This window comes from Deinococcus budaensis (assembly GCF_014201885.1).
GTDB lineage: Bacteria > Deinococcota > Deinococci > Deinococcales > Deinococcaceae > Deinococcus > Deinococcus budaensis.
The window spans coordinates 82300-104083 of the sequence record NZ_JACHFN010000001.1 but is presented as its reverse complement, the minus strand read 5'-3'; the positions used below and the strand labels follow the sequence as shown (position 1 = coordinate 104083).

The 21784-nt window shown below is 72.3% G+C and carries 19 protein-coding genes; 8 read left to right on the top strand and 11 right to left on the bottom strand.

What is annotated here, in order from left to right:
- Window positions 1–14 precede the first annotated feature (14 nt).
- The 3 genes from ald (at window position 15) to HNQ09_RS00510 (ending at window position 3437) form a co-directional block, all read left to right on the top strand.
- Window positions 15–1121, top strand: a complete 1107-nt coding sequence (gene ald, locus HNQ09_RS00520; protein ID WP_184024034.1) for an alanine dehydrogenase — start codon at window positions 15–17, stop codon at window positions 1119–1121.
- A 97-nt stretch (window positions 1122–1218) separates the two neighbouring features.
- Window positions 1219–1542, top strand: a complete 324-nt coding sequence (locus HNQ09_RS00515; protein WP_184024031.1) for a hypothetical protein — start codon at window positions 1219–1221, stop codon at window positions 1540–1542.
- A gap of 71 nt (window positions 1543–1613) precedes the next feature.
- Window positions 1614–3437 (top strand): ABC transporter ATP-binding protein, encoded by a 1824-nt coding sequence (locus tag HNQ09_RS00510; protein ID WP_184024028.1) that lies wholly within the window; start codon window positions 1614–1616, stop codon window positions 3435–3437.
- Here HNQ09_RS00510 and HNQ09_RS00505 read toward each other — a convergent pair.
- Window positions 3434–4027 carry a Uma2 family endonuclease gene (locus tag HNQ09_RS00505; RefSeq protein WP_246363044.1) on the bottom strand — a complete coding sequence of 198 codons (594 nt, stop codon included), beginning with the start codon at window positions 4025–4027 and terminating at the stop codon, window positions 3434–3436. The two genes, HNQ09_RS00510 and HNQ09_RS00505, sit on opposite strands and share 4 nt — an antisense overlap.
- 19 nt (window positions 4028–4046) lie before the next feature.
- On the opposite strand from HNQ09_RS00505, the gene HNQ09_RS00500 reads away from it, so the two are divergent.
- A complete protein-coding gene (locus HNQ09_RS00500; RefSeq protein WP_246363043.1) occupies window positions 4047–4928 on the top strand; it encodes an aldo/keto reductase in 882 nt (293 codons plus the stop codon).
- A gap of 257 nt (window positions 4929–5185) precedes the next feature.
- Here the strand turns inward: HNQ09_RS00500 and murA are convergent, their stop codons facing one another.
- Window positions 5186–6469, bottom strand: a complete 1284-nt coding sequence (gene murA / locus HNQ09_RS00495; RefSeq protein WP_184024022.1) for a UDP-N-acetylglucosamine 1-carboxyvinyltransferase — start codon at window positions 6467–6469, stop codon at window positions 5186–5188.
- 318 nt (window positions 6470–6787) lie between these two features.
- On the opposite strand from murA, the gene HNQ09_RS00490 reads away from it, so the two are divergent.
- Window positions 6788–7015, top strand: coding sequence for a transcriptional regulator (locus HNQ09_RS00490; protein ID WP_184024019.1), 228 nt, complete (start codon window positions 6788–6790; stop codon window positions 7013–7015).
- Between the two features lie 204 nt (window positions 7016–7219).
- On the opposite strand, the gene HNQ09_RS00485 is transcribed toward HNQ09_RS00490, so the two are convergent.
- Window positions 7220–8197: a peptidoglycan endopeptidase gene (locus tag HNQ09_RS00485; protein WP_184024016.1), complete on the bottom strand. Its 978-nt coding sequence runs from the start codon at window positions 8195–8197 to the stop codon at window positions 7220–7222.
- 241 nt (window positions 8198–8438) lie between these two features.
- On the opposite strand from HNQ09_RS00485, the gene HNQ09_RS00480 reads away from it, so the two are divergent.
- A complete protein-coding gene (locus HNQ09_RS00480; RefSeq protein ID WP_184024013.1) occupies window positions 8439–9746 on the top strand; it encodes an MFS transporter in 1308 nt (435 codons plus the stop codon).
- Between the two features lie 73 nt (window positions 9747–9819).
- Here HNQ09_RS00480 and HNQ09_RS00475 read toward each other — a convergent pair whose 3' ends face one another.
- The 4 genes from HNQ09_RS00475 to HNQ09_RS00460 all read right to left on the bottom strand — a co-directional run bounded on the left by HNQ09_RS00475 (window position 9820) and on the right by HNQ09_RS00460 (window position 14088).
- The gene (locus tag HNQ09_RS00475; protein WP_184024010.1) at window positions 9820–9969 is read right to left on the bottom strand and encodes a hypothetical protein; all 150 of its coding nucleotides are present in this window, start codon (window positions 9967–9969) and stop codon (window positions 9820–9822) included.
- 80 nt (window positions 9970–10049) lie between these two features.
- Complete coding sequence (locus tag HNQ09_RS00470) at window positions 10050–11792, bottom strand: SLC13 family permease (protein WP_184024007.1); 1743 nt, start codon at window positions 11790–11792, stop codon at window positions 10050–10052.
- 261 nt (window positions 11793–12053) lie between these two features.
- Window positions 12054–13166: a [LysW]-lysine hydrolase gene (locus tag HNQ09_RS00465; RefSeq protein ID WP_184024005.1), complete on the bottom strand. Its 1113-nt coding sequence runs from the start codon at window positions 13164–13166 to the stop codon at window positions 12054–12056.
- Window positions 13150–14088 (bottom strand): hypothetical protein, encoded by a 939-nt coding sequence (locus tag HNQ09_RS00460; RefSeq protein ID WP_184024002.1) that lies wholly within the window; start codon window positions 14086–14088, stop codon window positions 13150–13152. The genes HNQ09_RS00465 and HNQ09_RS00460 overlap by 17 nt, the downstream gene beginning before the upstream one ends.
- 140 nt (window positions 14089–14228) lie before the next feature.
- Here HNQ09_RS00460 and HNQ09_RS00455 point away from each other — a divergent pair, with 140 nt between their 5' ends.
- Window positions 14229–14486, top strand: coding sequence for a hypothetical protein (locus tag HNQ09_RS00455; RefSeq protein ID WP_184023998.1), 258 nt, complete (start codon window positions 14229–14231; stop codon window positions 14484–14486).
- Between the two features lie 140 nt (window positions 14487–14626).
- Here the strand turns inward: HNQ09_RS00455 and HNQ09_RS00450 are convergent, their stop codons facing one another.
- The 3 genes from HNQ09_RS00450 to HNQ09_RS00440 form a co-directional block, all read right to left on the bottom strand.
- The gene (locus tag HNQ09_RS00450) at window positions 14627–16126 is read right to left on the bottom strand and encodes a YifB family Mg chelatase-like AAA ATPase (RefSeq protein WP_184023995.1); all 1500 of its coding nucleotides are present in this window, start codon (window positions 16124–16126) and stop codon (window positions 14627–14629) included.
- A gap of 133 nt (window positions 16127–16259) precedes the next feature.
- Window positions 16260–16595 carry a Sec-independent protein translocase subunit TatA/TatB gene (locus tag HNQ09_RS00445; RefSeq protein WP_184023992.1) on the bottom strand — a complete coding sequence of 112 codons (336 nt, stop codon included), beginning with the start codon at window positions 16593–16595 and terminating at the stop codon, window positions 16260–16262.
- A gap of 299 nt (window positions 16596–16894) precedes the next feature.
- Window positions 16895–18847, bottom strand: coding sequence for a serine/threonine-protein kinase (locus HNQ09_RS00440; RefSeq protein WP_184023989.1), 1953 nt, complete (start codon window positions 18845–18847; stop codon window positions 16895–16897).
- Between the two features lie 91 nt (window positions 18848–18938).
- Between HNQ09_RS00440 and HNQ09_RS00435 the strand changes: the two genes are divergently transcribed.
- Window positions 18939–20405 (top strand): phytoene desaturase family protein, encoded by a 1467-nt coding sequence (locus HNQ09_RS00435; protein WP_184023987.1) that lies wholly within the window; start codon window positions 18939–18941, stop codon window positions 20403–20405.
- A gap of 150 nt (window positions 20406–20555) precedes the next feature.
- Here HNQ09_RS00435 and HNQ09_RS00430 read toward each other — a convergent pair whose 3' ends face one another.
- Complete coding sequence (locus HNQ09_RS00430; protein WP_184023985.1) at window positions 20556–21740, bottom strand: hypothetical protein; 1185 nt, start codon at window positions 21738–21740, stop codon at window positions 20556–20558.
- Window positions 21741–21784: the final 44 nt, after the last annotated feature.

The following is a 21784-nucleotide window of genomic DNA, read 5'->3' as shown; positions in this document are numbered from 1 at the left end:
CTCGGAGGAATGGCATGAAGATTGGACTCCCGAAGGAAATCAAGGTCAAGGAAAACCGTGTGGCCCTCACCCCCGGCGGGGTCGGCACGCTGGTCCGGCGCGGGCACACGGTCGTGGTCGAGCAGGGCGCGGGCGTGGGCAGCGGCATCGCGGACAGCGAGTACGCGGCGGCGGGCGCCCAGCTCGGCACCGCCGCCGACGCCTGGGCCGCCGAGATGGTGGTCAAGGTCAAGGAGCCGGTGCAGGCCGAGTACGGCTACCTGCGCGAGGGTCTCCTGCTGTTCACCTACCTGCACCTCGCCGCCGACCGCCCGCTCACCGACGCGCTGCTCTCGTCGGGCACGACCGGCGTGGCCTACGAGACGGTGCAGCTCGACGACGGCAGCCTGCCGCTGCTGATGCCGATGTCGGAAGTCGCCGGGCGCCTGAGCGTGCAGGCGGGCGCCTACCACCTCCAGAAGCCGGTCGGCGGGCGCGGCGTGCTGCTGGGCGGCGTGCCCGGCGTGCAGCCCGGCCACGTCACCATCATCGGCGGCGGCGTGGTGGGCACCAACGCGGCCAAGATGGCGATGGGCCTGGGCGCCAAGGTCACCATCCTCGACGTGTCGCAACGCCGCTTGGGCTACCTCGACGACGTGTTCTTCGGGCGCCTGACCACCATGATGAGCAGCGAAGCGAACATCCGCGCCCTGCTGCCCGACACCGACCTCTTGATCGGCGGCGTGCTGATTCCCGGCGCCAAAGCCCCGCACCTCGTCACCCGCGACATGCTCGCGCTGATGCCCGAGGGCAGCGTGATCGTGGACGTGGCGGTGGACCAGGGCGGCTGCGTGGAGACCATCCACGCGACCACGCACGACGACCCCACCTACGTCGTGGACGGCGTGATCCACTACGGGGTGGCGAACATGCCGGGGGCCGTGCCGCGCACCAGCACCTTCGCGCTGACCAACCAGACCCTGCCCTACGTGCTGCAACTCGCCGAGCAGGGCGTCTCGGCGTTGGGCCGCAACAAGGCGCTGAGGCTGGGCCTGAACACCTATCAGGGCCAGCTCACCTACCAGGGCGTCGCGGACGCTTTCGAGCTGGCGGCGGTGGAGCCGGAGGCGGTGCTGGCGTAGGTAGGAATGAAAAGGGAAAGGCGGCGGGTACTGAGAAGGCCCGCCGCCTTCGCTCATTTCAGCGTGTCTCACGCAAGTCACCAACGTAAGGTGACTTGTGTCCAAAATTTTTTGCCCGGAGTGCCAGACACACATTGAAGTTTCTCAGTTCGCGCATGATCTGCGTTTCCATCTCGAAAAACTGCTCAAACAACGAGAAGAGCGGCTGACCGAGCAAAAGCAAAGCCACTACTCCGCCTTCTTCCCTCTCTCGGAAAGGGGCAGCGCAGGTTCCGCACGCATCAGTCGGGAGCAGGAACGCAACTATTTGAGTCAGCGTGAAAGAGGGGTAGGTTCTCACCCCGATCAGCTTTTCAGGGACAATGGCCGCTTCGGCTCCTCCGTTGAACATGATCGTTATGGGGACGACGATTTCGAATGAGCCATCTCGGATGATCCTCGGCAAGACCTGACGGGCCATCCTCCCTCCCCTCCCGGGCGTACCCTACCCCCATGATGTCCCGCCCCTCCCGCCTGGCCCCCACAGGCCGTGACCCGAACGCGCCGCGCGTGAAGCGTGATCCCAAACAGCTCGCGCGGCTGCTGGCCTACGCGCGGCCCTACCGGGGCATCTTCGTGCTGGGCCTGCTCGCCACACTGGTCTCCAGCGGCCTGAATCTGGTGTTCCCGCTGCTGTTCGGGCGATTGATCGACGCCTCGTTTCTGCGGGTGGGCAGCACCGACACCGGGCCGCTCGACCGTACGGTGCTGGCGCTGCTGGGCATCTTCGCGCTGTCCTCGCTGTTCGGGGCGGCGCAGTCGTACCTGCTCGCGCGGGTGGGGGCGGGCGTGGTGGCCGACCTGCGCAAGAGCCTGTTCGGGCACCTGCTGACGCTCTCACCGCGCTTTTTTGCCGACCACAAGACCGGCGACCTGACCAGCCGACTCACGGCGGACGTGGGCACGGTGCAGACGGTGACGAGCACGGCGCTGGCGCAACTCGCCGCGCAGACGGTCAGCCTGATCGGGGCCGTGACGCTGCTGGTGCTCACCAGCCCGGCCCTGAGCCTGCTGACGCTGGCGGTGATTCCGCTGGTGATCGGGATTGCCGTATTCATCGGCCGCAAGATTCGCCGGGTCAGCCGCGAGGTGCAAGACCGGGTGGCCGAGGCCAACGCCAGCGCCGAGGAGGCCATCAGCGGCGTGCGGGTGGTCCAGAGCTTCACCGCCGAGCAGGTGGAGCGCGGGCGCTACGGCGCGGGCGTGCTGGCCTCCTTCGTGGCCTCCTTGCGCCGCGCCCGCCTCCAGGCGCTGATGGGCGGCACCATGAGCTTCCTGACCTTCGGGGCGCTCGCGGTGGTGCTGTGGTTCGGCGGGCGACAGGTCATGGCGGGCGACCTCACGCCGGGCAACCTCGTCACCTTCCTGATCTACGCGCTTCAGGTCGGCGGGACGGTCGCGGCGCTGACCGGCATCTTCAACCAGTTTCAGGAGGCGCTGGGGGCCTCGGGCCGCATCTTCGAGCTGCTCGACGAGCGCAGCGACCTGCCCGAGCCGGCCGCGCCCGCCCCCCTGACCCGCGCCGAGGGCCGCGTCACTTTCGACGGCGTGACGTTTCAGTACGGCGACTCGCCTATCCTGCGGAACCTGAGCTTCGACGTGCCCGCCGGACAGGTCGTGGCGCTGGTGGGGCCGAGCGGCGCGGGCAAGACCACGCTGGTGAGCCTGATTCCGCGTTTCTGGGACGTGACGGGCGGAACCTTGCAGGTGGACGGGCGGGACGTGCGCGACTACGCCCTGGCCGACCTGCGCGCCCAGGTCGGGCTGGTGCCCCAGGAGACCTTGCTGTTTTCCGGCTCCATCGAGGAGAACGTCCGCTACGGCCGCCCGGACGCCAGCGCCGACGAGGTCGAGGCCGCCGCCCGCGCCGCCAATGCCCACGCCTTTATCAGCGCGTTTCCAGACGGCTACGCCACGGTGGTGGGCGAACGCGGCGTCAAGCTCAGCGGCGGCCAGCGCCAGCGCGTCGCCATCGCGCGGGCGCTGCTCAAGGACCCGCGCATCCTGATTCTGGACGAGGCGACCAGCGCCCTCGACAACGAATCCGAGGCGCTGGTGCAGGCCGCCCTGGAAACGCTGATGCAGGGCCGCACGACCTTCGTGATCGCCCACCGCCTCTCGACCATCCGCAACGCCGACCGGATTCTGGTCCTGGACGCCGGGGAAGTCGTCGGTGACGGCACCCATGCCGAGCTGATCGCCGCCGGGGGCCTCTACCGCGACCTCTATGAACTCCAGTTCCGCCGGGAGCAGGAGGCGCGGGCCGAGCTGGTCTAGCGGTCGAGCACACCTGCGTAGACGTCGTCCAGGGTGAGGGTGGTGTTGAGGCAGGGGATGGGGACATGGCCTTCCCCTGACAATTCCCAGTCGGTCCAGCCCTCAGCGTCACGGGCCAGCACCCGCACCAGCCGCCGGGTCGGGTCAATGATCAGGTAGGTCTGAAGGCTGGGCAGGCTGGTGTAGGCCAGCAGTTTCGTCGTCCGGTCGCTGTGGCCAGTACTCGCGCTCAGCACCTCCACCACCAGGCAAGGGTTGCGCACGGAGGTCGCCTCGGCGGTGATGGCCTCGCAAGTCACCACGACATCCGGGTAGAAGTAGGCCCGTTGCCCGGCCGGAGGCGTGGCGTAGACGCGCATATCCGCTGAAAAGAGCCGACAGCCCTGGCGACGAGCAGCGGGCGCCAGCGCGAGCGTCAGACTTACGCTGATCTCTCCGTGCCCAGCACTTACCCCCGCCTGCGCCACCGTCGCGCCGTGCAGGGGGTACACGTAGCCGCCGAAGAACTCCCGCTTGACCGGACTCTCCGGTTCGGTCCGCAGGTATTCCTCCTCGCTCATCTCCCAGAAGGTCGGCGCGGGGTCGCTCATGGGGGTTATGGTACGCCCCATGCAACAGAGAGATTTCGGGAGCACGGGCTTGAAAGTCAGCGTCCTGGGCCTGGGCGCCGGGCAGGTCGGCGCCGAGACGCTCGACGAGTCGCAGGCCGAGCGGCTGCTCCACCGCGCCCTCGACCTGGGCGTTACGCTGATCGACACGGCACGCGGCTACGGCCTCAGCGAGGAGCGCATCGGGCGCCACCTCGCCGGGCGGCGGGACGAGTTCGTGCTGAGCACCAAGGGCGGCTACGGGGTGGAAGGTGCCCAGGACTGGACCCCGGCGAGCATCCGCCCCGGCATCGAGCGGGCGCTGCGGACCATGCGGACGGACCACCTGGATATCTTCCACCTGCACTCGTGCCCGCTGGAGACCTTGCAGCAGGAGGACCTGCTGGCCGAACTGGCGCGGGCGCGCGAGGACGGACTGATCCGGGTCGCGGCCTACAGCGGCGAGAACGAGGCGCTGGCCTGGGCCGCGGGGTCGGGCCACTTCGGCAGCGTGCAGACCAGCGTGAACGTCACCGACCAGTGGAGCCTGCACCACGCCTTGCCCGGCGCCTCGGCGCGTGGCCTGGGCGTGATCGCCAAGCGGCCCATCGCCAACGCGGCGTGGCAGTTTGCCCAGCGCCCGGTCGGCGAATACGCCGAAGTGTACTGGGAGCGCTTGCAGACGCTGAAGCTGGACCCGCAGGGCCTGGACTGGACCGAGTTCGCCCTGCGCTTTTCCGCCTTCGCCCCCGGCGTGAGCAGCGCCATCGTGGGCACGGCGCGGGTGGAGAACCTGGAGCGCAACGCGGCGGTTGCGGAGAGGGGGCCGCTGCCCGCCGGAATGCTGGAGGCCATCGAGGCAGCCTGGGCCGCGCACGGGCAGACGTGGGGTGGCGAGGTCTGACAGCGGGCTTCCGTTGAAGGGAAAAAGTACCCCTCCTGAACTCCCACCGCTGTCCGTCCCGGTCACTCGCTCTGCGGCGTAGCCCTGCGGGTCCGCTCACCCCACCAGACCGGGAACGAAACCCTTCCGGTCTTGCTGGTATGGGGGCAAGCTGGGGGAAGGCGGCGAAGCCTCCCTTCAGCCCGTCGGTCCTTCCCCCCAACAGCACAACGCGCCCGCCTCCTCTTCCGGGGCGGGCGCCGTTCACGGTGTCGGCTTCAGTCCATCGCGCTGGCGAGCATGGGCTGGGGCTGCCAGGCGTTGGCGCCGATGGAGCGCAAGCGCTCGGCCAGCCGCTCGTAGCCCCGGTTGAGGTACTGCACGCCGTCGATGACCGTTTCGCCCTCCGTGGTCATCGCGGCGATAAAGAGGGCCGCTCCGGCGCGCAGGTCGGCGGCCTTGACGGGCGCGGCGTGGAGCTTGCCGCCCTGGATCACCTGGGTGTAGCCGCTCACGGTGATGTTGGCGCCCATGCGCTGCAACTCGGCCACGTGCGTCAGGCGGTCGGGGTACACCGGGTCCTGAATGACGCTGGTGCCCGGCACGGTGGCGAGCAGGGCGCTCATCTGCGGCTGCACGTCGGTGGGAAAGCCGGGAAAGCTCTGGGTGGTCACGTTCACGGGCTTCAGCTCGCGGTCCCGCGCGTCCACGATCAGGCGGTCCCCGGCTTCGAGGATGTCCACGCCCATCTCGGTCAGCTTGGCCGTGATCGCGCGCAGATGGTCGGGCCGCACGTTGGTCAGCGTGAGGCGGCTGCGGGTGGCGGCGGCCGCGATCATGAAGGTCCCGGCCTCGATGCGGTCGGGAATCACGGTGTACTCGCCGCCGCGTAGGGCCGCAACCCCGTGGATCGTCAGCGTGTTGGTGCCCGCCCCCTCGATGCGCGCGCCCAGCGTGTTCAGGAAATTGACCAGGTCCACCACGTCGGTGTCGATGCTGGCGTTTTCCAGCGTGACCACGCCGCCCCCCAGCACCGAGGCCAGCACCGCGTTGTGGGTGCCGCCCACCGTCAGCATCTCGAAGACGAACGTGCCGCTGAGGTGCCCGTGCCGGACCGCCCCGAAGTTGCCCCCGTCCTCGCTGATCTCGGCGCCCAGCGCCCGCAGCGCCTTGACATGCTGGTCGACCGGGCGCGGCCCCCAGGCGCAGCCGCCGGGCATGGAGACGGTCGCCTGCCCCGCCCGCGCCAGAATCGCGCCCAGGATAATGAAGCTCGCGCGCATCTTGGACACCAGCGCGTAGGGCGCGTCGGTGTTCAGGATCTCGGGGGTGTGCAGCGTCAGGCTGTTGGGGCCGACCCAGGCATGGCGCGTGCCGATATGCTGCGCGAGGTCCAGGATGGTATACACGTCGCTGAGCCGGGGCACGCCGTGCAGGGTGACGGGTTCGCTGCTCAGGAGGCTCGCCACGATGATGGGCAGCGCGGCGTTCTTGCTGGGCTGGACAGCGATCTCGCCGGACAGGTCCCGGCCTCCCTGGAGGTGCAGCGGCGTCAGTTGCATGGTGGTTTCCTTTCAGGCGCGCGCTGGGCGCGGGGTGGGCAGCAGGAAAAAGAGGGGCGGGGCCGGGCAGTCCCGGCGCTCAGCGTGCATCTTACACATCATGCTCACTGCACGTCTACGCTCACTGTGGGGGGCAAAGGGGCGGGGTGGATGTGTCTCCCCTGAAGCGCGGAACACATGGACCTCACAACAGCAGCACGCTGAAGATGTTGAGGGCACTCAGGCGCCGTGCTACGCTGCCCCGCAAGTCGGAAACTGCGCGCAGGCCGTGGGCGGCTTCCCTCCACGGGGAGCGCCGCGCCGGAAGAGGGAGAGGGAATGCCGAAGAAGGAACGCAAACGCCTCCAGGTCGTCATCAGCGAGGAGCAAGACGCCCTGCTGACGCGCACCGCCTACGAACTTTCCAGCCCCGAGCGGTTGATCAGCAAGAGCGAGGTCGTGCGCCTCGCCATCGAGAAAATCGCCCGCGAACTTGGCGAGGGCGAGCACCTCGACGAGTACCGCACCTTGCTGGACAGCGAGGAGCTGGGCGACGAATCCGGCTGACCCGGTCCTACCCGTCCTGCCCGGACGACAGAACATTCCCGGCGCCGCAGGCGCCATTTTCTATGGTCTTCGTTGCAGCCCCGCGAGCGGTCCTGCCGTGCCCGGGTCTTCAACGCTCGGCGGGAACCTGAGACGCGCTGCCTGACCCCGCCCGCAGCGCTGGGGCTATCCCCCTGAATGGGGGGGTTGCCCTGCGGCCCTGGTTCAGCGGGCCGAGCCGTACATCGTCGGCGGCAGTACCCGGCGCGCGCCCAGCAGACGCGGCCCCCAGTAGGGGTCACCCTGGAGACGGTCGACCGCGACCTGCTTCTTGTACGAGTTGGCATTCACGAACTGGTTGTCGCCAAGGTAGATGCCGACGTGGGTGACCTCACCGCGCCCGACGGTGTCGAAAAAGACCAGGTCGCCCGCCTGGAGGTCCGGAGCCGCGACCGGCACGCCCGTCTGGGCCTGATCGGCGCTGCGGCGCGGCAACTGCACGCCCAGCGGCGAAAAGACCTGCAACACGAACCCGCTGCAATCCAGCCCGCTCTGGCTGGTGCCGCCGTAGACGTAGGGCACGCCCAGCAATGCCAGCGCCGCGCCGCGCCAGTCGTGCGGCAGCGTGGAAGCGGAGGGGGCATCTCCCGGCCCCACGCCGCTGGTCACGCCGGTGGCCGCCGTCGCGGGCGAGGGCAGGGGCGCGGCCGGGGCGGCCACACTGCCGACGGGACTTCCCACAGGCGCACCCGGCAGGGTAGCCGCAGTCACGGAGCGCGCGGCGCCGGGCGCGGGCACCTGCAACACCTGGCCGACTTCCAGCACCGCGTCCCGGGGCAGGCCGTTGGCGGCCAGCAGCGCGTCCACACTGACCCCGTAACGCCGCGACAGGCCGTAGAACGTCTCTCCCGGCTGCACGCTGTGCGGCGGCGTGGCCTGCACCCGCAACACCTGCCCGACCCGCAGGTCCGGGGTGGCCAGGCCGTTGAGCAAGAGCAGCGCCTCCACGCTCAGGCCGTGCGCGCGGGCCAGGCTGTAGGCGGTGTCGCCCGGCTGCACCGTGATTCCGGGGGCCGAAACGGCGAGGCCCGGACGCACGGGGCGGTCCGGGCCGGAAACGGGGGTGGTGGCCTGAGCATGCGCCGCAGCCCCGGTCAAGGTCAGCAGGGCCAGCAGCAGCGTGGTGCGGGGGAGTACGGACATGGGAAAAGGCTCACAGGGCGCGGAAGGACACTCGGGCGGACCGGAGTCGGGCAAGGGGCAGGCGCATGAGAAGCGGCCCAAGAAAAGCAGAACAGGGGCACCGTAACATGCCGCCCTTCCCTTTGCCAAGCCTTCACGCTGGGGGGAGCCGGGGAGGGGGGAGCCGCCGGGGGAAGCCAGCGTGTTCGGTCCTGCGGGACAGAGGGGGGCGCCAGGCACGCGCGCGCCTATGCTGGGGGGCATGTTTGCCCGCGCCTCCGCGTGGCGCTCGCGGACGTTCAGCGCCCTGCGCCATCCCGAATACCGCCGTTACTGGTTCTCGCAGCTGCTCTCGCTGGTCGGCTCGTGGATGCAGGCGACCGCGCAGCAGTACCTGGTGCTGGAGCTGTCGGGCGGGAGCAGCGCGGCACTGGGCTACGTGACGGTCGCGCAGTTCCTGCCCAGCCTGCTGCTGTCGCTGTTCGCGGGGGCCGTGATCGACCGGGTGCCCCGGCGGCGGGTGCTGCTGACCACCCAGATCGTGCTGCTGCTGACCGCCTCGGCGCTCGCCGTGACCACCCACCTGGGCGTGGTGACGCTGCCGCTGGTGATGCTGATCGCCTTTGTCAGCGGCACCGCCAACGCCTTTGACATGCCCGCCCGTCAGAGCATGGTGGTCGATTTCGTGCCGCGCAGCGACGTGCCCAACGCGGTGGCGCTCAACAGCCTGTCGTTTAACGTATCGCGCACCGTCGGGCAGGCGCTGTTCGGGGTGGTGGCGGCGCTAGGCATCTCGCTGCTGGCGGGCGGGAACGCCGACAACATCGCCCGGCTGGCGCTGCCCTTTTACCTCAACGTCGCTTCCTTTTTCGTGGTGCTGTTCGCGCTCGCCACCCTGCCCTTTCCGGCGCGCGAGGCGGTCCCGCACGGCAGCGTGCTCGACGACGTGCGCGAGGGGCTGGGTTACGTGCGGCGCACGCCCGCCGTGCGGAACGTGATGCTGCTGGTCGGGCTGCTGAGCCTCACGGTGATCAACTTCAACATCATCATCCCGTACTACGCGCGGGTGGTGTTCGGGGCGCGCGAAGCGGCTTTCGGCACCCTCTCGGCAGCGTTCGGAATCGGCGCGATGGCGGGCGCGCTGTGGCAGGCCAGCAAGCCCAATCCGCTGCGCAACCTGCGGGTCGGCGCGCTGCTCCTGATCGTCAGCACGGTCGCGCTGGCCCTGACGCCGGGGCCGCTGCTCGCCGCGCCCGTGCTGGCCGCCTGCGGCTTCGGGATGCTTTCCCTGCTGGTGAGCGCCAACAGCACGGTGCAGCTCTCGATTCCTGACCACCTGCGCGGGCGGGTGATGAGCCTGTACTCCTTCGTGCTGGTGGGGATGGGACCGCCCGGAGCGTTGATCGCCAGTTTCCTGATCGGCAAGGACGGCCCGCTGGGACCGCGCCTGGGCCTGATCGCTCTGGCTGCCCTGGGCAGCGCGGCGCTGCTCGCGTTGTGGGTGCGTCTCCCCCGCCAGCTCCCGATTCCGGCGCCCAGCCCGTCTGCGCCGCCCGCCGCGGCGGACTGAGACGCGGTGCGCGGGGGACAGCTCTTTTCATTCCCCGCGCACTGCGCTCCGTTTGCCTACTCCCCGCCCCGGTTCAGATGAACAGCGGCGCGTCGGGGTCGTCGGGCAGGGGGCGGTCCTTGCGGGCGAGCAGGGCGGCGGTCGTGCCGATGCCGACGAGCGCGCCGAGCGCGAGCACGACGAACGCCCACGTCATCCGGGCATGGCTGCGGTCTGAACTCATGGGCGCAGCATAACAGCCGATCACACAAACCGCCCCCTGCCTGCTGTAAAGCAATCCTTGCCGGACGGGCGGGGAGGGGGTCAGAAGGGCCAGACGCGCGGAATCACCAGCATCGCCACCACGAAGGTCACCACTGTCAGGCCGGAGCCGACGCGCACGAAGTCCAGGAAGCGGTAGCGGCCCGGACCGTAGACCAGCATGCACGACGGCTCCAGCGGCGTGATAAAGGAGTTGCTCGCCGCCACGGTGACCCCGATCACGAAGGGGCGCGGGTCGTAGCCCAGCGCCCCCGCGGTGCCGATGGCGAGCGGCAGCATGACCAGCGCGGCAGCCTGGTTGCTCATGGGCTGGGTCAGCGCGACCGTCACGGTGAAGAGGGCGGCCAGCAGACCGTGGGGTCCCAGCGGCTCCAGCACGCCCGAGATGGCCGTCGTGAGCACCCGCGCGGCCCCGGTGTCCTCGAACGCGCTGCCGAAGGCGAGCATGCAGGCGACCAGCACGATCACCGGCCACTCGACCGAGCGGTAGGCTTCTTCCGGCGTGACGAGGTGCAGGGCCAGCGCCAACGCGACCGCAATTACCACCGCCACGCTGAGCGGCAACAGGCCCAGACCACCCGTCAGCACCGCCCCGCCGAACAGCAGCAGGGCCAGCGGCGCCTTGCGCAGGTCGCGCTGCTCCTCGGTGAGGTCGCCCAGCAGGGTGAGGTGGTCGCCCAGTCCCGCGACGCGCTCGGGGGTGCCCTGAATCAGCAGCACGTCGCCGACATGAACGCGCAGGTTGCCCAGCCGCTCGACGGTGCGGGCGCGGCGGTGCAGCGCGAGAACCGAGACCCCGTGGCGCTCGCGAAAGCGCGCCTCGCGCAGGGTGCGCCCGATCAGGATGCTGCCGGGCAGCACGACCGCCTCGACCAGCCGCACCGGGGCCACGCCCCCCACCTGGAGCTTCTGCTCGCTCTTGGAAAAGACGCCCAGGGTGCTTTTCCCGGTCAGGATGCGGTCGGTCGGCCCCTCAACTGCCAGCGTGTCGCCCTCCTCGACTGCGAAAGCGGGGCCAGGAGCGTAGATGGTCTGGTCGCCGCGCCGCACGGCGACGACCGTCAGGCCGTGGTCGCGGCCCAGGCCCGACTCGCGCAGCGTCTGCCCGGCGAGCGGGCTGCCCGGCGCCACCGTCAGGTCCGCGAGGTAGGCGCGCAGCGATTCCTCGATGGCGGCGTCCTGGGCGGGCAGCAGCCGGGGCGCGACGAAAAAGAGGTACAGCAGCCCCACCGCGGCCACCGGCACCCCCACCCAGGCGAGTTCGAAAAACCCCAGCGGGGGAAGGCCAGCAGCGGGCAGCGCGCCCGACACGACCAGGTTGGTGCTCGTGCCGATCACGGTGATGGTCCCGCCCAGGATGCTGGCGTAGGCCAGCGGCATCAGCACCCGGCTGGGCGCGATGCCCGCCCGCCGCGCCAGTCCGGTCACGACCGGCAGGAAGACGGCGGTCGTGGCGGTGTTGCTGGTAAAGGCGCTGACCCCCGCCACGGCGCTGAGCATCCCGCGCACCATCCCGGCGGCGTTGCGGGCGCGCCGGGCCAGGGTGACGCCCACCCACTCGATCACCCCGGCCCGCAGCAGCACCCGCGTCAGCACGAACAGGCTGGCGAGCGTCAAGACCGTGTCGCTGCCGAACCCCGCGAAGGCTTCCTTCGGCGCCAGCAGCCCCAGCGCCAGCAGCGCGCCCAGCAGCAGCAGCGCCGTCACGTCCACGGGCAGCCACTCGGTGGCGAACAGCAGCAGGGCCAGGGCGAACAGCAGCAGCAGGATGGTGACGGGGTCCATGGGTCTCCGGGGGCAGGGGGCAACTCAGGAAGGCGACAAAGCAGGTCGGGAAACGGGCACAGGGGGCCGGTCTCCGGGCAGGCCACCCCCGCGGGAGCGTGGCCTGCCGGGACCGAATCCAGGCACGGCGGAAGCCCAAGTGTCTCACGCGCGGGGCGAAGCTGGCCTTGAGGCCACGTTGATCGAGGCATACGGGTGCCGGGAAAGGAGTTATTAAATCGGCGCTCTCCCGGTTTGATGACGGATTGGACGGCACCCGTATCAGGAGGTCGCCGGGGACGCCTCACCCGCCCGCGCCGTGCCCGCAGCGAGGCGGGTCAGCGCGGCCTGAAGCACGGCGACGGCGCGGTCATACTCCCCGAGGTCGAGGCGTTCTTGCGGCGTGTGGTCGAGGGCGCTGTCGCCGGGGCCGTAGGCCAGGGTGGGCACCGGCCACAGCTCCGCGACCACGTTCATGTCGCTGGTGCCGGTCTTGACCTTGAAGACGGGCGTGCCTCCCTGCGCCCGGATGGCGACCCGCAGCGCCCGGGTCAGCGCGTTGTCGCGCGGGTGGCGCACGGCGCTCTCGTGTCCGCTGAAGGTGACGTGGGCAGGCAGGCCCTCCAGCGCGGCGAGCAGCGCGTCTTCCGCCGCGCGGGGACTCAGGCGCGGGGGCAGACGCAGGCTGAAGGTGCCCTCGGCCACCTGGGTCAGCCCGTCGTTGTGCGAGGCCAGCCCGCCCAGGGTGGCCTGCACCGCGTCGAAGACACCGTCGCCGGAGGTGCGGGCCGCCCATTCGCGGACGCGCCACCAGCCTTCCGCGAGGTCGTCGGCGGCGCTGGTGCCATCGCCCGCCGTGTGGAAGTTGTCCTTCTGGACCCGTACCCGCGCGACCAGGCGGCCCTTGTACCCCAGCGTCAGGCCCTCCCAGCCGCTCGGCTCCCCGATCAGCACGAAATCGGGCTGGTAGGCGCGCGCGGCGTGGCGGGCACCCCGGCTGCTGGGCGCCTCCTCCTCGGTCGCGCCGACACACACGAAACGTGCTCCAGCCAGCGCCGCCGGGGGCAGGGCCGCCACCGCCGCCACGAAAGCGCAGAAACTGCCCTTGGCGTCCACACTGCCGCGCCCGTGCAGCACCCCGTCCTCCACCCGCACCGGGATGTCGCCGGGCACCGTGTCGATGTGTCCCAGCAACACCACCGTGAGGGGACCGCTGCCGCGCTCGCCCACCGCGTTTCCGGCCTGGTCGATGTGCGCCGCGAAGCCGTGCCCGGCCATCCAGCCCGTCAGGAACGCGGCGGCGGCGCCCTCCTCGCCCGAGACCGACGGGATGGCGACGGCCCCGGCGACCAGCTCGCGCGCCGCGTGACGGGCCAGCTCAGGGTCGGGACGCATCCGGGCGAGCGGTCTCGGAGCGCGCAGGCTCGGCGGCGCGCTCTCCGGCCACCGCCCGGGCCAGGGTCACGATCAGGCGGGTCACGTCCGCGAAGATCAGCAGCGCGATGGCCCCCACCCCCCCCGCGATCAGCGTCCACAGGCCCTGGAAGGGATTTTCGTCAAGGTACTGGATCACCGCCAGCCCGGCGGCCGCCAGCCCCAGCACCACGGCGAGCAGCCGCAGGCGGCCCACCAAGGCGTGAACGGCGCTGGCCCGTTCCGCGAGGGCCGCGAGCAGGTCCCCAGGACGGGCCGGAACCGTCTCGGCGGGCGGGGCCTTGACCGGCGACACCTGGGGGGGGGCCGCCGGAACCGCCTTGGCCGAAGTGTTCACCGCCCCGACCTTCGGGGTGGGCGGCTCCTCTGACCGCTGCGGGGCCGTGGGCGCCGAAGTCTGGGGCGCTGGCATCTGGGCGGCCGGAAGCTTGGGCCGAACCGTGACGGTCCCCGGCGCGGGGGCTTCGGCGGGGGGGGTGACCGCAGGGGCAGGCGCCGCCTCACCCAGCACGATGGGCGCGCGGGGGGCGCTGCCGAAGGTCTTGAGGCCGCCTGCGGTGGGCACCGGCGCGGCCGGAAGATTCTTGGCGCGGGCGGTCGCGTCGCGGACCTGCGCGAAAAAGGGCTGCACCTGCGCCGGGTCGAAGCCCAGCAGGCTGGCGGTCAGGGCGGTGCCCGCCGGAGTCTCGACCCGCAGCAGCCCGCCCTGGTCGCTGTGAATGCGCGTCAGGTCGCGCAGCGTGACCCGGCGGGTGCCCTGCGCGTCCTGATAGACCAGCATCTCGCCCAGCAGCGCGAAAAAAGCGTCCTCGCGCTCCAGCGCCGCAGCGGGCGTCCCCTCGATTCCCAGACCCCTCAGGGCCGTCAGCACACGCTCAGTCATCGCTCGCTTCTCCTCACCTTCCTGGCAGCATAGCGGCTGGGCTGCTGGCCTCGCCCGCGCGGCCGGGGAGGGGCCAGCCCTAAAGGCCCGCGCAAGCCAGGCCTCACGTGCCCGGCCCGGCGGCGGCGGCACACTGACCCATGACTGGCAACCGCTACGGCGACGCTCCGCTGGGCAAGAGCGTCGAGGAAGTCGAGCAGGACAGCAGCAACCGGGTGAATTCGCCCGTCGAGGGCGAGCAGCTTCAGGACGAGGCAGGCGCGCTGCCCGCCATCGTCAACGGCAACGCGAGCAGCGTCCCGGCCATCGTCAACCCGCGCGGGCTGATGGAAGACGGCAGCGGCGCAGACGACGGCACCGCCCGCAGCGGCCAGGACAGCAGCGAGGGCACCGCCTGACCCCAGGCCCCCCGCATGAAGGGCCAGGCCGCCTCCGACTTGGGGCGGCCTGGTTGCCGGAGCACTGAAGGAAGGACCCGCCGCGGCGGCCACCGGGCGAGGTCAGCCGTGCGGCAGCCTGCACGGGGCCAGGAGCCGGGTCAGGTCAGCTCGCGTGGGCGGTAGGTCACGGCCTCGGCCAGGTGAGGCTCGCGGATCTCCGGACTGCCGGCGAGGTCCGCGACGGTGCGGGCGACCCGCAAAACGCGGTCGTAGCCGCGTCCCGTCAGGCTGAGCTGGCGGGCAGCGGCGCGCAGGAAAGCCTCCGGCCCGGGGGCCAGTGGCGCGTGCCGACGCAGGGCCTGCCCGGCGAGGTCGCTGTTGCGGGTGCCCTGACGGGCCAGCATGCGGCGGCGGGCGTGGGCGATCCGCTCGCGGACGGCGGCGCTGCCCTCGGTCTCCGGCGCGCGGGAAAGCTCCTCGACCGTCAGCCTGGGCACCCGCACCAGCAGATCGAGGCGGTCGAGCAAGGGGCCGCTGAGGCGCCCGGCGTAACGGGTGCGTTCGGCGGGGGTGCAGGTGCAGGCTTTTTCGGGGTCGCCGTGGTGCCCGCACTTGCAGGGGTTCATGGCGGCGATCAGCTGAAAGTTGGCCGGGTAGGTGACGGTGGCCCGCGCCCGGCTGATCGACACGGTGCGGTCTTCGAGGGGTTGCCGCAGGGTTTCCAGCGCCTTGCGCGAGAACTCGGGAAATTCGTCGAGAAAGAGGACCCCACGGTGCGCCAGCGAGACCTCGCCGGGCTTGGGCACGCTGCCGCCGCCGATCAGCCCCGCGTCGCTGACGGTGTGGTGCGGCGCGCGGTAGGGCGCGTGACCCACCAGCCCGCCCCGCGCGGCGAGCAGCCCGGCGGCCGAATGGATGCGGGTGACCTCCAGCGCCTCGGCCCGCGTGAGGGGCGGCAGCAACCCCGGCGCGCGCCGGGCCAGCATGGTCTTGCCGCTGCCAGGCGAGCCGACGAGCAGCAGGTTGTGCCCCCCGGCCAGCGCGATCTCCAGCGCCCGCTTGGCCGCCGTCTGGCCCTTGAGGTCGGCCAGGTCGAGCAGGGCGGCCTCGGCGGGGGCGGGTTCGGGGGGCGGCGCCGCTTCCAGCCTCACTTCTCCGGTCAGGTGGCGCACCGCCGCGAGCAGGCTGACGGCCCCGTACACGCTGACCCCGTCAATCAGGGCGGCCTCGGCGGCGTTCCCCTCCGGCAGCAGGGCAGGCAGGCCTTCTTGCGCGGCGAGCAGCGCGAGGTTGACGGCCCCGGCAATGGGGCGCAGGGTGCCGTCCAGGGCCAGTTCCCCGGCGCTGACCACCCCCGCGAGCGCGCCTGCGGGCAGCAGTTCCTGCGCGGCGAGCAGCCCCAGCGCGATGGGCAGGTCGTACAGCGGCCCTTCCTTGCGGAGGTCGGCGGGCGCGAGGTTCACCGTGATGCGCGCGGCGGGAAAGGGCAGGCCCGCGTTGCGCACGGCGGCGCGCACCCGCTCGCGCGCCTCGCTGACCGCCTGGTCCGGGAGGCCGACGACCATAAAACTGGGCAGGCCCGGACTCACGTCCACCTCGACCTCGACGGGCACGGCGTCCACGCCGATCAATGCCACGCTGCGGGCGCGGGCGAGCATCAGCGGCGCTCCGGCCGGGTCACGGAGGGTGCGGGGAAAAAGGCCTGGGGTGCCACGCGGTCACAGCTCACGCAGGCAATCTAACAGCGGCGGTCTTTCACCCAGCGCACAAATCAGCCCCCAGGGCCGCCGCTCAGGAACGGGGCGCGTCGTCCGCCGGGGCAGCCGGGGCCGCTGCGGGGGCGGGCGTGACGGCCTGGGGCGCCACGGGGGTGGGCGGCGCGGGGGTCACCGCAGGCACGACCGCCTGGGCGACCACGGTCTGCACGGGCGCAGCGGCCGGCGCAGGGGCGGCCGGACCCTCGCGCAGGCTGCCTTCCAGCTCCTCCTTGAGGCCCGCCGTTCCCCGGCGAAACTCGCGGATGCCCGCGCCGAGGCTCTTGCCGAGTTCAGGCAGCTTGCGCGGGCCGAACACCAGCAGGGCGATCACCAGAATGACGAGCAGTTCAGCAGGACCGATGTTGGGCATGGGCAGACCTCCGGGAACGGGAAGGGGGGAAACGACGCTGCGGCGAGTGTACGCCCGGGAAGGGCAGACAAACGTCAGCCCCCGCCGGATTGCGGCCGCACCACCGGCCGCGCCACCGGGTGGGGCCAGCCCCCGGGGCCGCCTCCCACCCGTGCGAAAGGACCCCTGGCAGGGGCCTGGCCACCAGGGCCTGACCAGAAGGGAGGGAGGGTCGCCCCGGCCCTGGGCTTTCCGGGACGCTCTTGCTTCTCGCCCTGCTGAACGGGTTTTCTCTGCGCCAGCCCCCCCCCGGGGCGGGTCTACTGCGGCTCTCCCGCCCCGGCGCGGTAGGCCCGCAGGGTGCCGTTCATAAAGGCCACGTAGAGGGTTCCGGCGGCGGCCAGCGGCGTGGCCTGCACGCCCTCGCGCTCGCGCCGGTGCCAGCGCACGGCCCCGCTGCGGACGTCGAGGGCAGCGAGTTCCCCGGCCTCGGAGGCCAGAAAGACCAGCCCCCCGCTGAGGACCGGGCTGGCGGTCACGCGGCCTTCCAGGGTGTGCGCCCACACGTCCTCGCCGTCCGCGAGACGCAGGGCGCGCACGGTGCCCCCCCAGCCCGCCACGATGGCGAGGCCGCCGGGCGCGCCGCCTCCGGTGACGGCGGGCGCGGCCCAGACCTCGTCTTCCAGGTCGTAGGTCCAGAGGGTAGGGTCCTGGCCCTCCAGGGTCACCCGGCCGGAAGCGGCGCTGAGGGCCAGCGCGTGGACCTCGCCCGGCCAGGTCGGGACCAGCAGGGTGGCGCGGCCCGGCGCGGTGGGCAGCAGGGCGGGCGTGGCGTGGACGGTGCCGACCTCGACTTTCCAGAGCGGAGACCCGCTGCGGGCGTCGAGGGCGTGCAGCCAGCCGTTTTCGTCGCACAGCAGCGCGGCGCCCGCCCACACCACCGGCGAGGCGGCGACCGGCCCGCCCGCGCGGTAGGCCCAGGCGAGTTCGCCGGTGCGGGCGCCCAGCGCGTGCAGGTGCCCGTCGCGGCTGGCGGCCAGGACCCGGCCCCCCCACAGGGTCGGCGCCCCGGTGAACTCGGCGCGGGCCTGGTGGCGCCAGACCTCCTGACCGTCTGCCAGCCCGACCCGCCGCAGGGTGCCGTCCCAGGCGCCGTAGAGGATGTGGCCGCCCACAAAGGTCGCCGGGGCCGTCACCTCGTCGCGGGCGGCGTAGGTCGCGTAGGGCCGCCCGGACGCGTGCATCAGCACCAGCTGGCCGCCCCGGGTGCCCACCGCCAGCAGGTCGCCCTCGCCCACCACGGCGGCGGGCCAGGTGACCTCGCCGGGCAGCGGCACGCTCCAGGCTTCCTGCAATCCCTCGGCGCGGGCGGGGCCGTCGGGGTGCTCGCCGGTGCGGACGCGGCCCCCCCGGTACTGCCCGCGCGCGTGCGCGGTCCAGACCTCGCGCCGCGCCAGCGCCCAGAGGTGCGCGGCGGCCTCCCCGCTCTCGGGGCGGTCCTCGGGGGCCTTGGCGAGCAGGGTCAGCAGCACCCGCGCCACCGCGCCGGGCACCGCCGGATTGAGGTCGCGCGGATCGGCGGGGGCCTCGTACACATGCTGAAACAGCACGCTCTGGTCACTGTCTCCCACAAAGGGCGGCGAGCCGCAGGCCACCCGGTACAGCACCGCCCCCAGCGCGTAGAGGTCGCTGCGCGGCCCCACCCCGACCCCGCGCGCCTGCTCGGGCGCCATGTAGGCGGGCGTGCCCAGCGTGACCCCCGAGCGGGTGAGGTGCCGGGTGTGCTCGGAGAGGGCCACCAGCCCGAAATCCATCAGCCGGGGCAGTCCGGACGCGTCGAGCAGCACGTTGCCGGGGGTCAGGTCGCGGTGGACGATGCCTTCCCCGTGAATAAAGCCCAGCGCCCGCGAGGCGAAGGCGGCGGCGGTCAAGAAGGCCGCCAGCGGTCCCGGCGCGTCCTCCAGCGGCCCCAGCGCGGTGATCGGCCCCCGCAGCAGCGGCATGGTGAAAAAGACCCGCCCCTCTCCCCCCTCGCCCGCCACCTCCCCGAGGTCCAGCACCGGGACCACGCCGGGATGGGTCAGGCGGGCCAGCGTCCGGACCTCGCGCAAGAAGCGGGCGCGCTCGCCTTCCGGCAGGTGGGGATGCAGCACCTTGACCGCCACCTCGCGGCCCAGGCGGATGTCCTCGGCGCGGTAGACCTTGGCGCTGCCGCCCTCGCCCAACAGGGCGCGCAGCAGGTAGCGGTCCGCGACGGTCGCGCCGATTTCCATTGGGGGGAAGTGTAGCGCCGCGCGGGGAAAAGGTGCGGGCGCCCCGTTCCTCCCGCCCCCGGACGCCCGCCCAAACCCTTACCCTGCTTCCATGACCCCGGCCCCGCCACTCGACGCCCTGATCGTGGGCGCAGGACCCAACGGGCTGACGGCGGCCGTCACGCTCGCGCGCGCGGGGCTGCGGGTGCGGGTGCTGGAGCGCCGCGCCCACCCCGGCGGCGGTCTGAGCAGCGCCGAGACGACCCTCCCCGGGTACCGGCACGACCTGGGCAGCGCGGTTCACCCGCTGGGGTACGCCTCGCCTGCCCTGCGGGAATGGCCGCTGCACGCCTTCGGGCTGGAGTGGGTGCAGCCGGACGCGCCTTTCGGGCACGTGCTGGAGGACGGAACCGGCGTGGTCGTGGAGCGCGAGCTGGAGGCGGCGGCGCGGACCCTGGGCGCGGACGGAGCCGCGTGGCGTGCCCTGTTCGGGCCGCTGGTGGCCGACTGGCGCGGGGTCCTCGACGACGTGCTGCGGCCCCTGCCCCGCTGGCCCCGGCACCCGCTGACGCTGGCGCGCTTCGGGCTGCGCGGGGTGCCCCCGGCCGCCTGGACGGCGGGCCTGCTGCGCACCCCCGAGGCGCGGGCGGCCTGGGCGGGCCTCGCCGCGCACGCGAACCTGCCGCTCTCCACCCCCGGCACAGGCGCGGCGGCGCTGATGCTGGGCACCCTCGCGCACGCGGTCGGCTGGCCCTTTCCACGTGGGGGGGCGCAGTCGCTCACGGACGCGCTGGTGGGCTACCTGCGTTTTCTGGGCGGCGAGATCGAGATGGGGGTGGAGGTCCGCTCCCTGAGCGACCTGCCGCCCGCCCGCGCGGTGCTGGTGGATTCCAGCCCCGCCGCGCTGCTGAACCTGCTGGGAAGCCGGGTCACGCCGGGCTACCGCGCGTGGCTCTCGCGCTACCGCTACGGCCCCGGTCTGCTGAAGCTCGATTACGCCCTCCAGGGACCGGTCCCGTGGCGCGACCCGGCCCTGGCGCGGGCGGGCACCCTGCACCTTGGCGGCTCGCTGGAGCAGATCGCGCGCGCGGAGGTCGAGGTGGCGCGCGGCGCGGCCCCGGACCGGCCCTACGTGCTCGCCGCGCAGCACACCCTCTTCGACCCCACGCGCGCCCCGGCGGGGGGGCACACCTTCTGGGCCTACGCGCACACGCCGCCGGGCACGCCCGACACCTACGCCGACGTGATCGAGGCGCAGATCGAGCGGGCCGCCCCCGGCTTCCGCGACCTCGTGCTGGCGCGGGTGACCACCAACGCGCGGCAGCTGGAGGCCTTCAGCCCGGTCTTTCGGGGCGGCGACGTGAACGGGGGCCGGGGCGACCTGTGGGGGCTGCTGGCCCGCCCGCTGCCCACCCCCACCCCGTACCGCACCCCCGCGCGCGGCGTGTACCTGTGCTCCAGCGCCACGCCGCCCGGCGGCGGCATCCACGGGATGAGCGGGTACTGGGCGGCGCGGGCGGCGCTCGCGGACGTGTTCGGGGAGCGGGGAGGCAGGGAGCGGCGCGCGAGACAGCCTTGACCCGCGCGCCGCGTCCCGCGCCCGGCTTAGCCTTCAGTCCCCCACGAAGGTCTGCCGCACGCAGCCCTGCCCGGCCTCCAGCGGGGCAACCCGGCCTCGGCGGCGGCCCGCAGGCGCCCCAGCCCCAGCACCAGCGCCCTGAACTCCCTCTCAGGCCCGCGCCGCGCGCAGGTCGCCCGGCGTCAGGGGTTCTTGCAGCAGGCGGGCGAAGGCGGGGGTGCCCCCACGCTCCAGCCATCCTTTCACGAGGTCGCCGCCCACGCTGTAGGTGAAGATGTACGCCCGGAAGGTGGGCTGCGAGATGAAGCGCAGGCTCTGGCGGGCGCGGGCCTCGGGCGCGGCCCCGAAGCGCATCAGGAAGTCGAGCACCTCGCGCTCGGGGGCGCCGTCCCCGTGCAGCATCAGCGCCGCCGTGCCGCTGACTCCCCGCAGCCCGTCGCGGGCGCGGCTGGCGGCCAGGTAGGCCCGCACGTCGTCGGGGTCGAGGCCCGCTACCCCCGCCAGCTCGCCCGTGAGCCAGGCCTCGACCTCCCCTTCTTCCATCAGGGCGCGCAGGGCGTTGGTGGCGACGCCCTCGGAGACCACGCACTCGGGCGCGTTGATCAGCTGAATGCTGTGCTCGTGCCAGCCGCGCCCCCGCACCAGCCGCTGCTCCTTGGTCGCGTGTTCGGTGTGGTGGCCGGGGTAGCCCTCGTGGGCGAGCAGGTCGGGCAGCGCGGGCAGCAGCACCGGCAGGTCGGTGTTGAGGTCGATGCGGCTTTGCAGGTTGCCCAGCGGCCAGTTGTAGCCGCTCCAGGGCTTGTCCTGCACCAGCCCGATGGAAAAATCCTCACCTTCAGGCAGGCCGAAGCGCTCCCGGGTGCGCCGCCGCAGCTCGGTGAGGATGGGCGCGGCCACCCGCAGCAGGTCGTCTTTGGGCACGGCCACCCGTGCCCGCAGCGCCTCCTCGCGCGCCTCCAGCGGGCCGGAGCCGGGTAGCGCGGCGTCCAGCGCCGAGAGGGCCGCTTCCAGCTCGGCCGCCCTGGTCCGCACGGGGTCAATGTCGTACAGGCCGCGCACCTCGTCGGCGTAGGGGATGGCCTCGCCCGCGAGCAGCCGGGTCATGGTCTGCATCGCCCGCACCTGCACGGTCAGGAAGGTGCGGCGGGCCGGGTCCTGCACCTCCGACACCGCGTCCAGGAGCGCTCCGGCTTCCGCCCGGAGCTTGGCGGGGTCACGCTTGGTCCGGTCAGCCCATTCGGCGGGACCGCCGTAGCCATCGATATAACCTTCCGCGTGCGCGTCGATGGCGTGGGCGAGGCGGATGTAGCGTTCAGCGGGATCAGGGGCAGGCACGTGAGGAGGATAGGGCCGTGGACTGACAGCGGCCAGTCGTCAGC

Excerpts from the sequence above, each read along its gene's own strand:
- HNQ09_RS00510 (WP_184024028.1), top strand. The coding sequence starts at position 1,614 with ATGATGTCCCGCCCCTCCCGCCTGGCCCCCACAGGCCGTGACCCGAAC.
- HNQ09_RS00485 (WP_184024016.1), bottom strand. The coding sequence starts at position 8,197 with ATGTCCGTACTCCCCCGCACCACGCTGCTGCTGGCCCTGCTGACCTTG.
- HNQ09_RS00435 (WP_184023987.1), top strand. The coding sequence starts at position 18,939 with ATGACCCCGGCCCCGCCACTCGACGCCCTGATCGTGGGCGCAGGACCC.
- HNQ09_RS00445 (WP_184023992.1), bottom strand. The coding sequence starts at position 16,595 with ATGCCCAACATCGGTCCTGCTGAACTGCTCGTCATTCTGGTGATCGCC.
- HNQ09_RS00460 (WP_184024002.1), bottom strand. The coding sequence starts at position 14,088 with ATGACTGAGCGTGTGCTGACGGCCCTGAGGGGTCTGGGAATCGAGGGG.
- HNQ09_RS00475 (WP_184024010.1), bottom strand. The coding sequence starts at position 9,969 with ATGAGTTCAGACCGCAGCCATGCCCGGATGACGTGGGCGTTCGTCGTG.
- HNQ09_RS00450 (WP_184023995.1), bottom strand. The coding sequence starts at position 16,126 with ATGCTCGCCCGCGCCCGCAGCGTGGCATTGATCGGCGTGGACGCCGTG.
- ald (WP_184024034.1), top strand. The coding sequence starts at position 15 with ATGAAGATTGGACTCCCGAAGGAAATCAAGGTCAAGGAAAACCGTGTG.
- HNQ09_RS00500 (WP_246363043.1), top strand. The coding sequence starts at position 4,047 with ATGCAACAGAGAGATTTCGGGAGCACGGGCTTGAAAGTCAGCGTCCTG.
- HNQ09_RS00440 (WP_184023989.1), bottom strand. The coding sequence starts at position 18,847 with ATGGAAATCGGCGCGACCGTCGCGGACCGCTACCTGCTGCGCGCCCTG.
- murA (WP_184024022.1), bottom strand. The coding sequence starts at position 6,469 with ATGCAACTGACGCCGCTGCACCTCCAGGGAGGCCGGGACCTGTCCGGC.
- HNQ09_RS00505 (WP_246363044.1), bottom strand. The coding sequence starts at position 4,027 with ATGAGCGACCCCGCGCCGACCTTCTGGGAGATGAGCGAGGAGGAATAC.
- HNQ09_RS00455 (WP_184023998.1), top strand. The coding sequence starts at position 14,229 with ATGACTGGCAACCGCTACGGCGACGCTCCGCTGGGCAAGAGCGTCGAG.
- HNQ09_RS00470 (WP_184024007.1), bottom strand. The coding sequence starts at position 11,792 with ATGGACCCCGTCACCATCCTGCTGCTGCTGTTCGCCCTGGCCCTGCTG.
- HNQ09_RS00465 (WP_184024005.1), bottom strand. The coding sequence starts at position 13,166 with ATGCGTCCCGACCCTGAGCTGGCCCGTCACGCGGCGCGCGAGCTGGTC.
- HNQ09_RS00490 (WP_184024019.1), top strand. The coding sequence starts at position 6,788 with ATGCCGAAGAAGGAACGCAAACGCCTCCAGGTCGTCATCAGCGAGGAG.
- HNQ09_RS00480 (WP_184024013.1), top strand. The coding sequence starts at position 8,439 with ATGTTTGCCCGCGCCTCCGCGTGGCGCTCGCGGACGTTCAGCGCCCTG.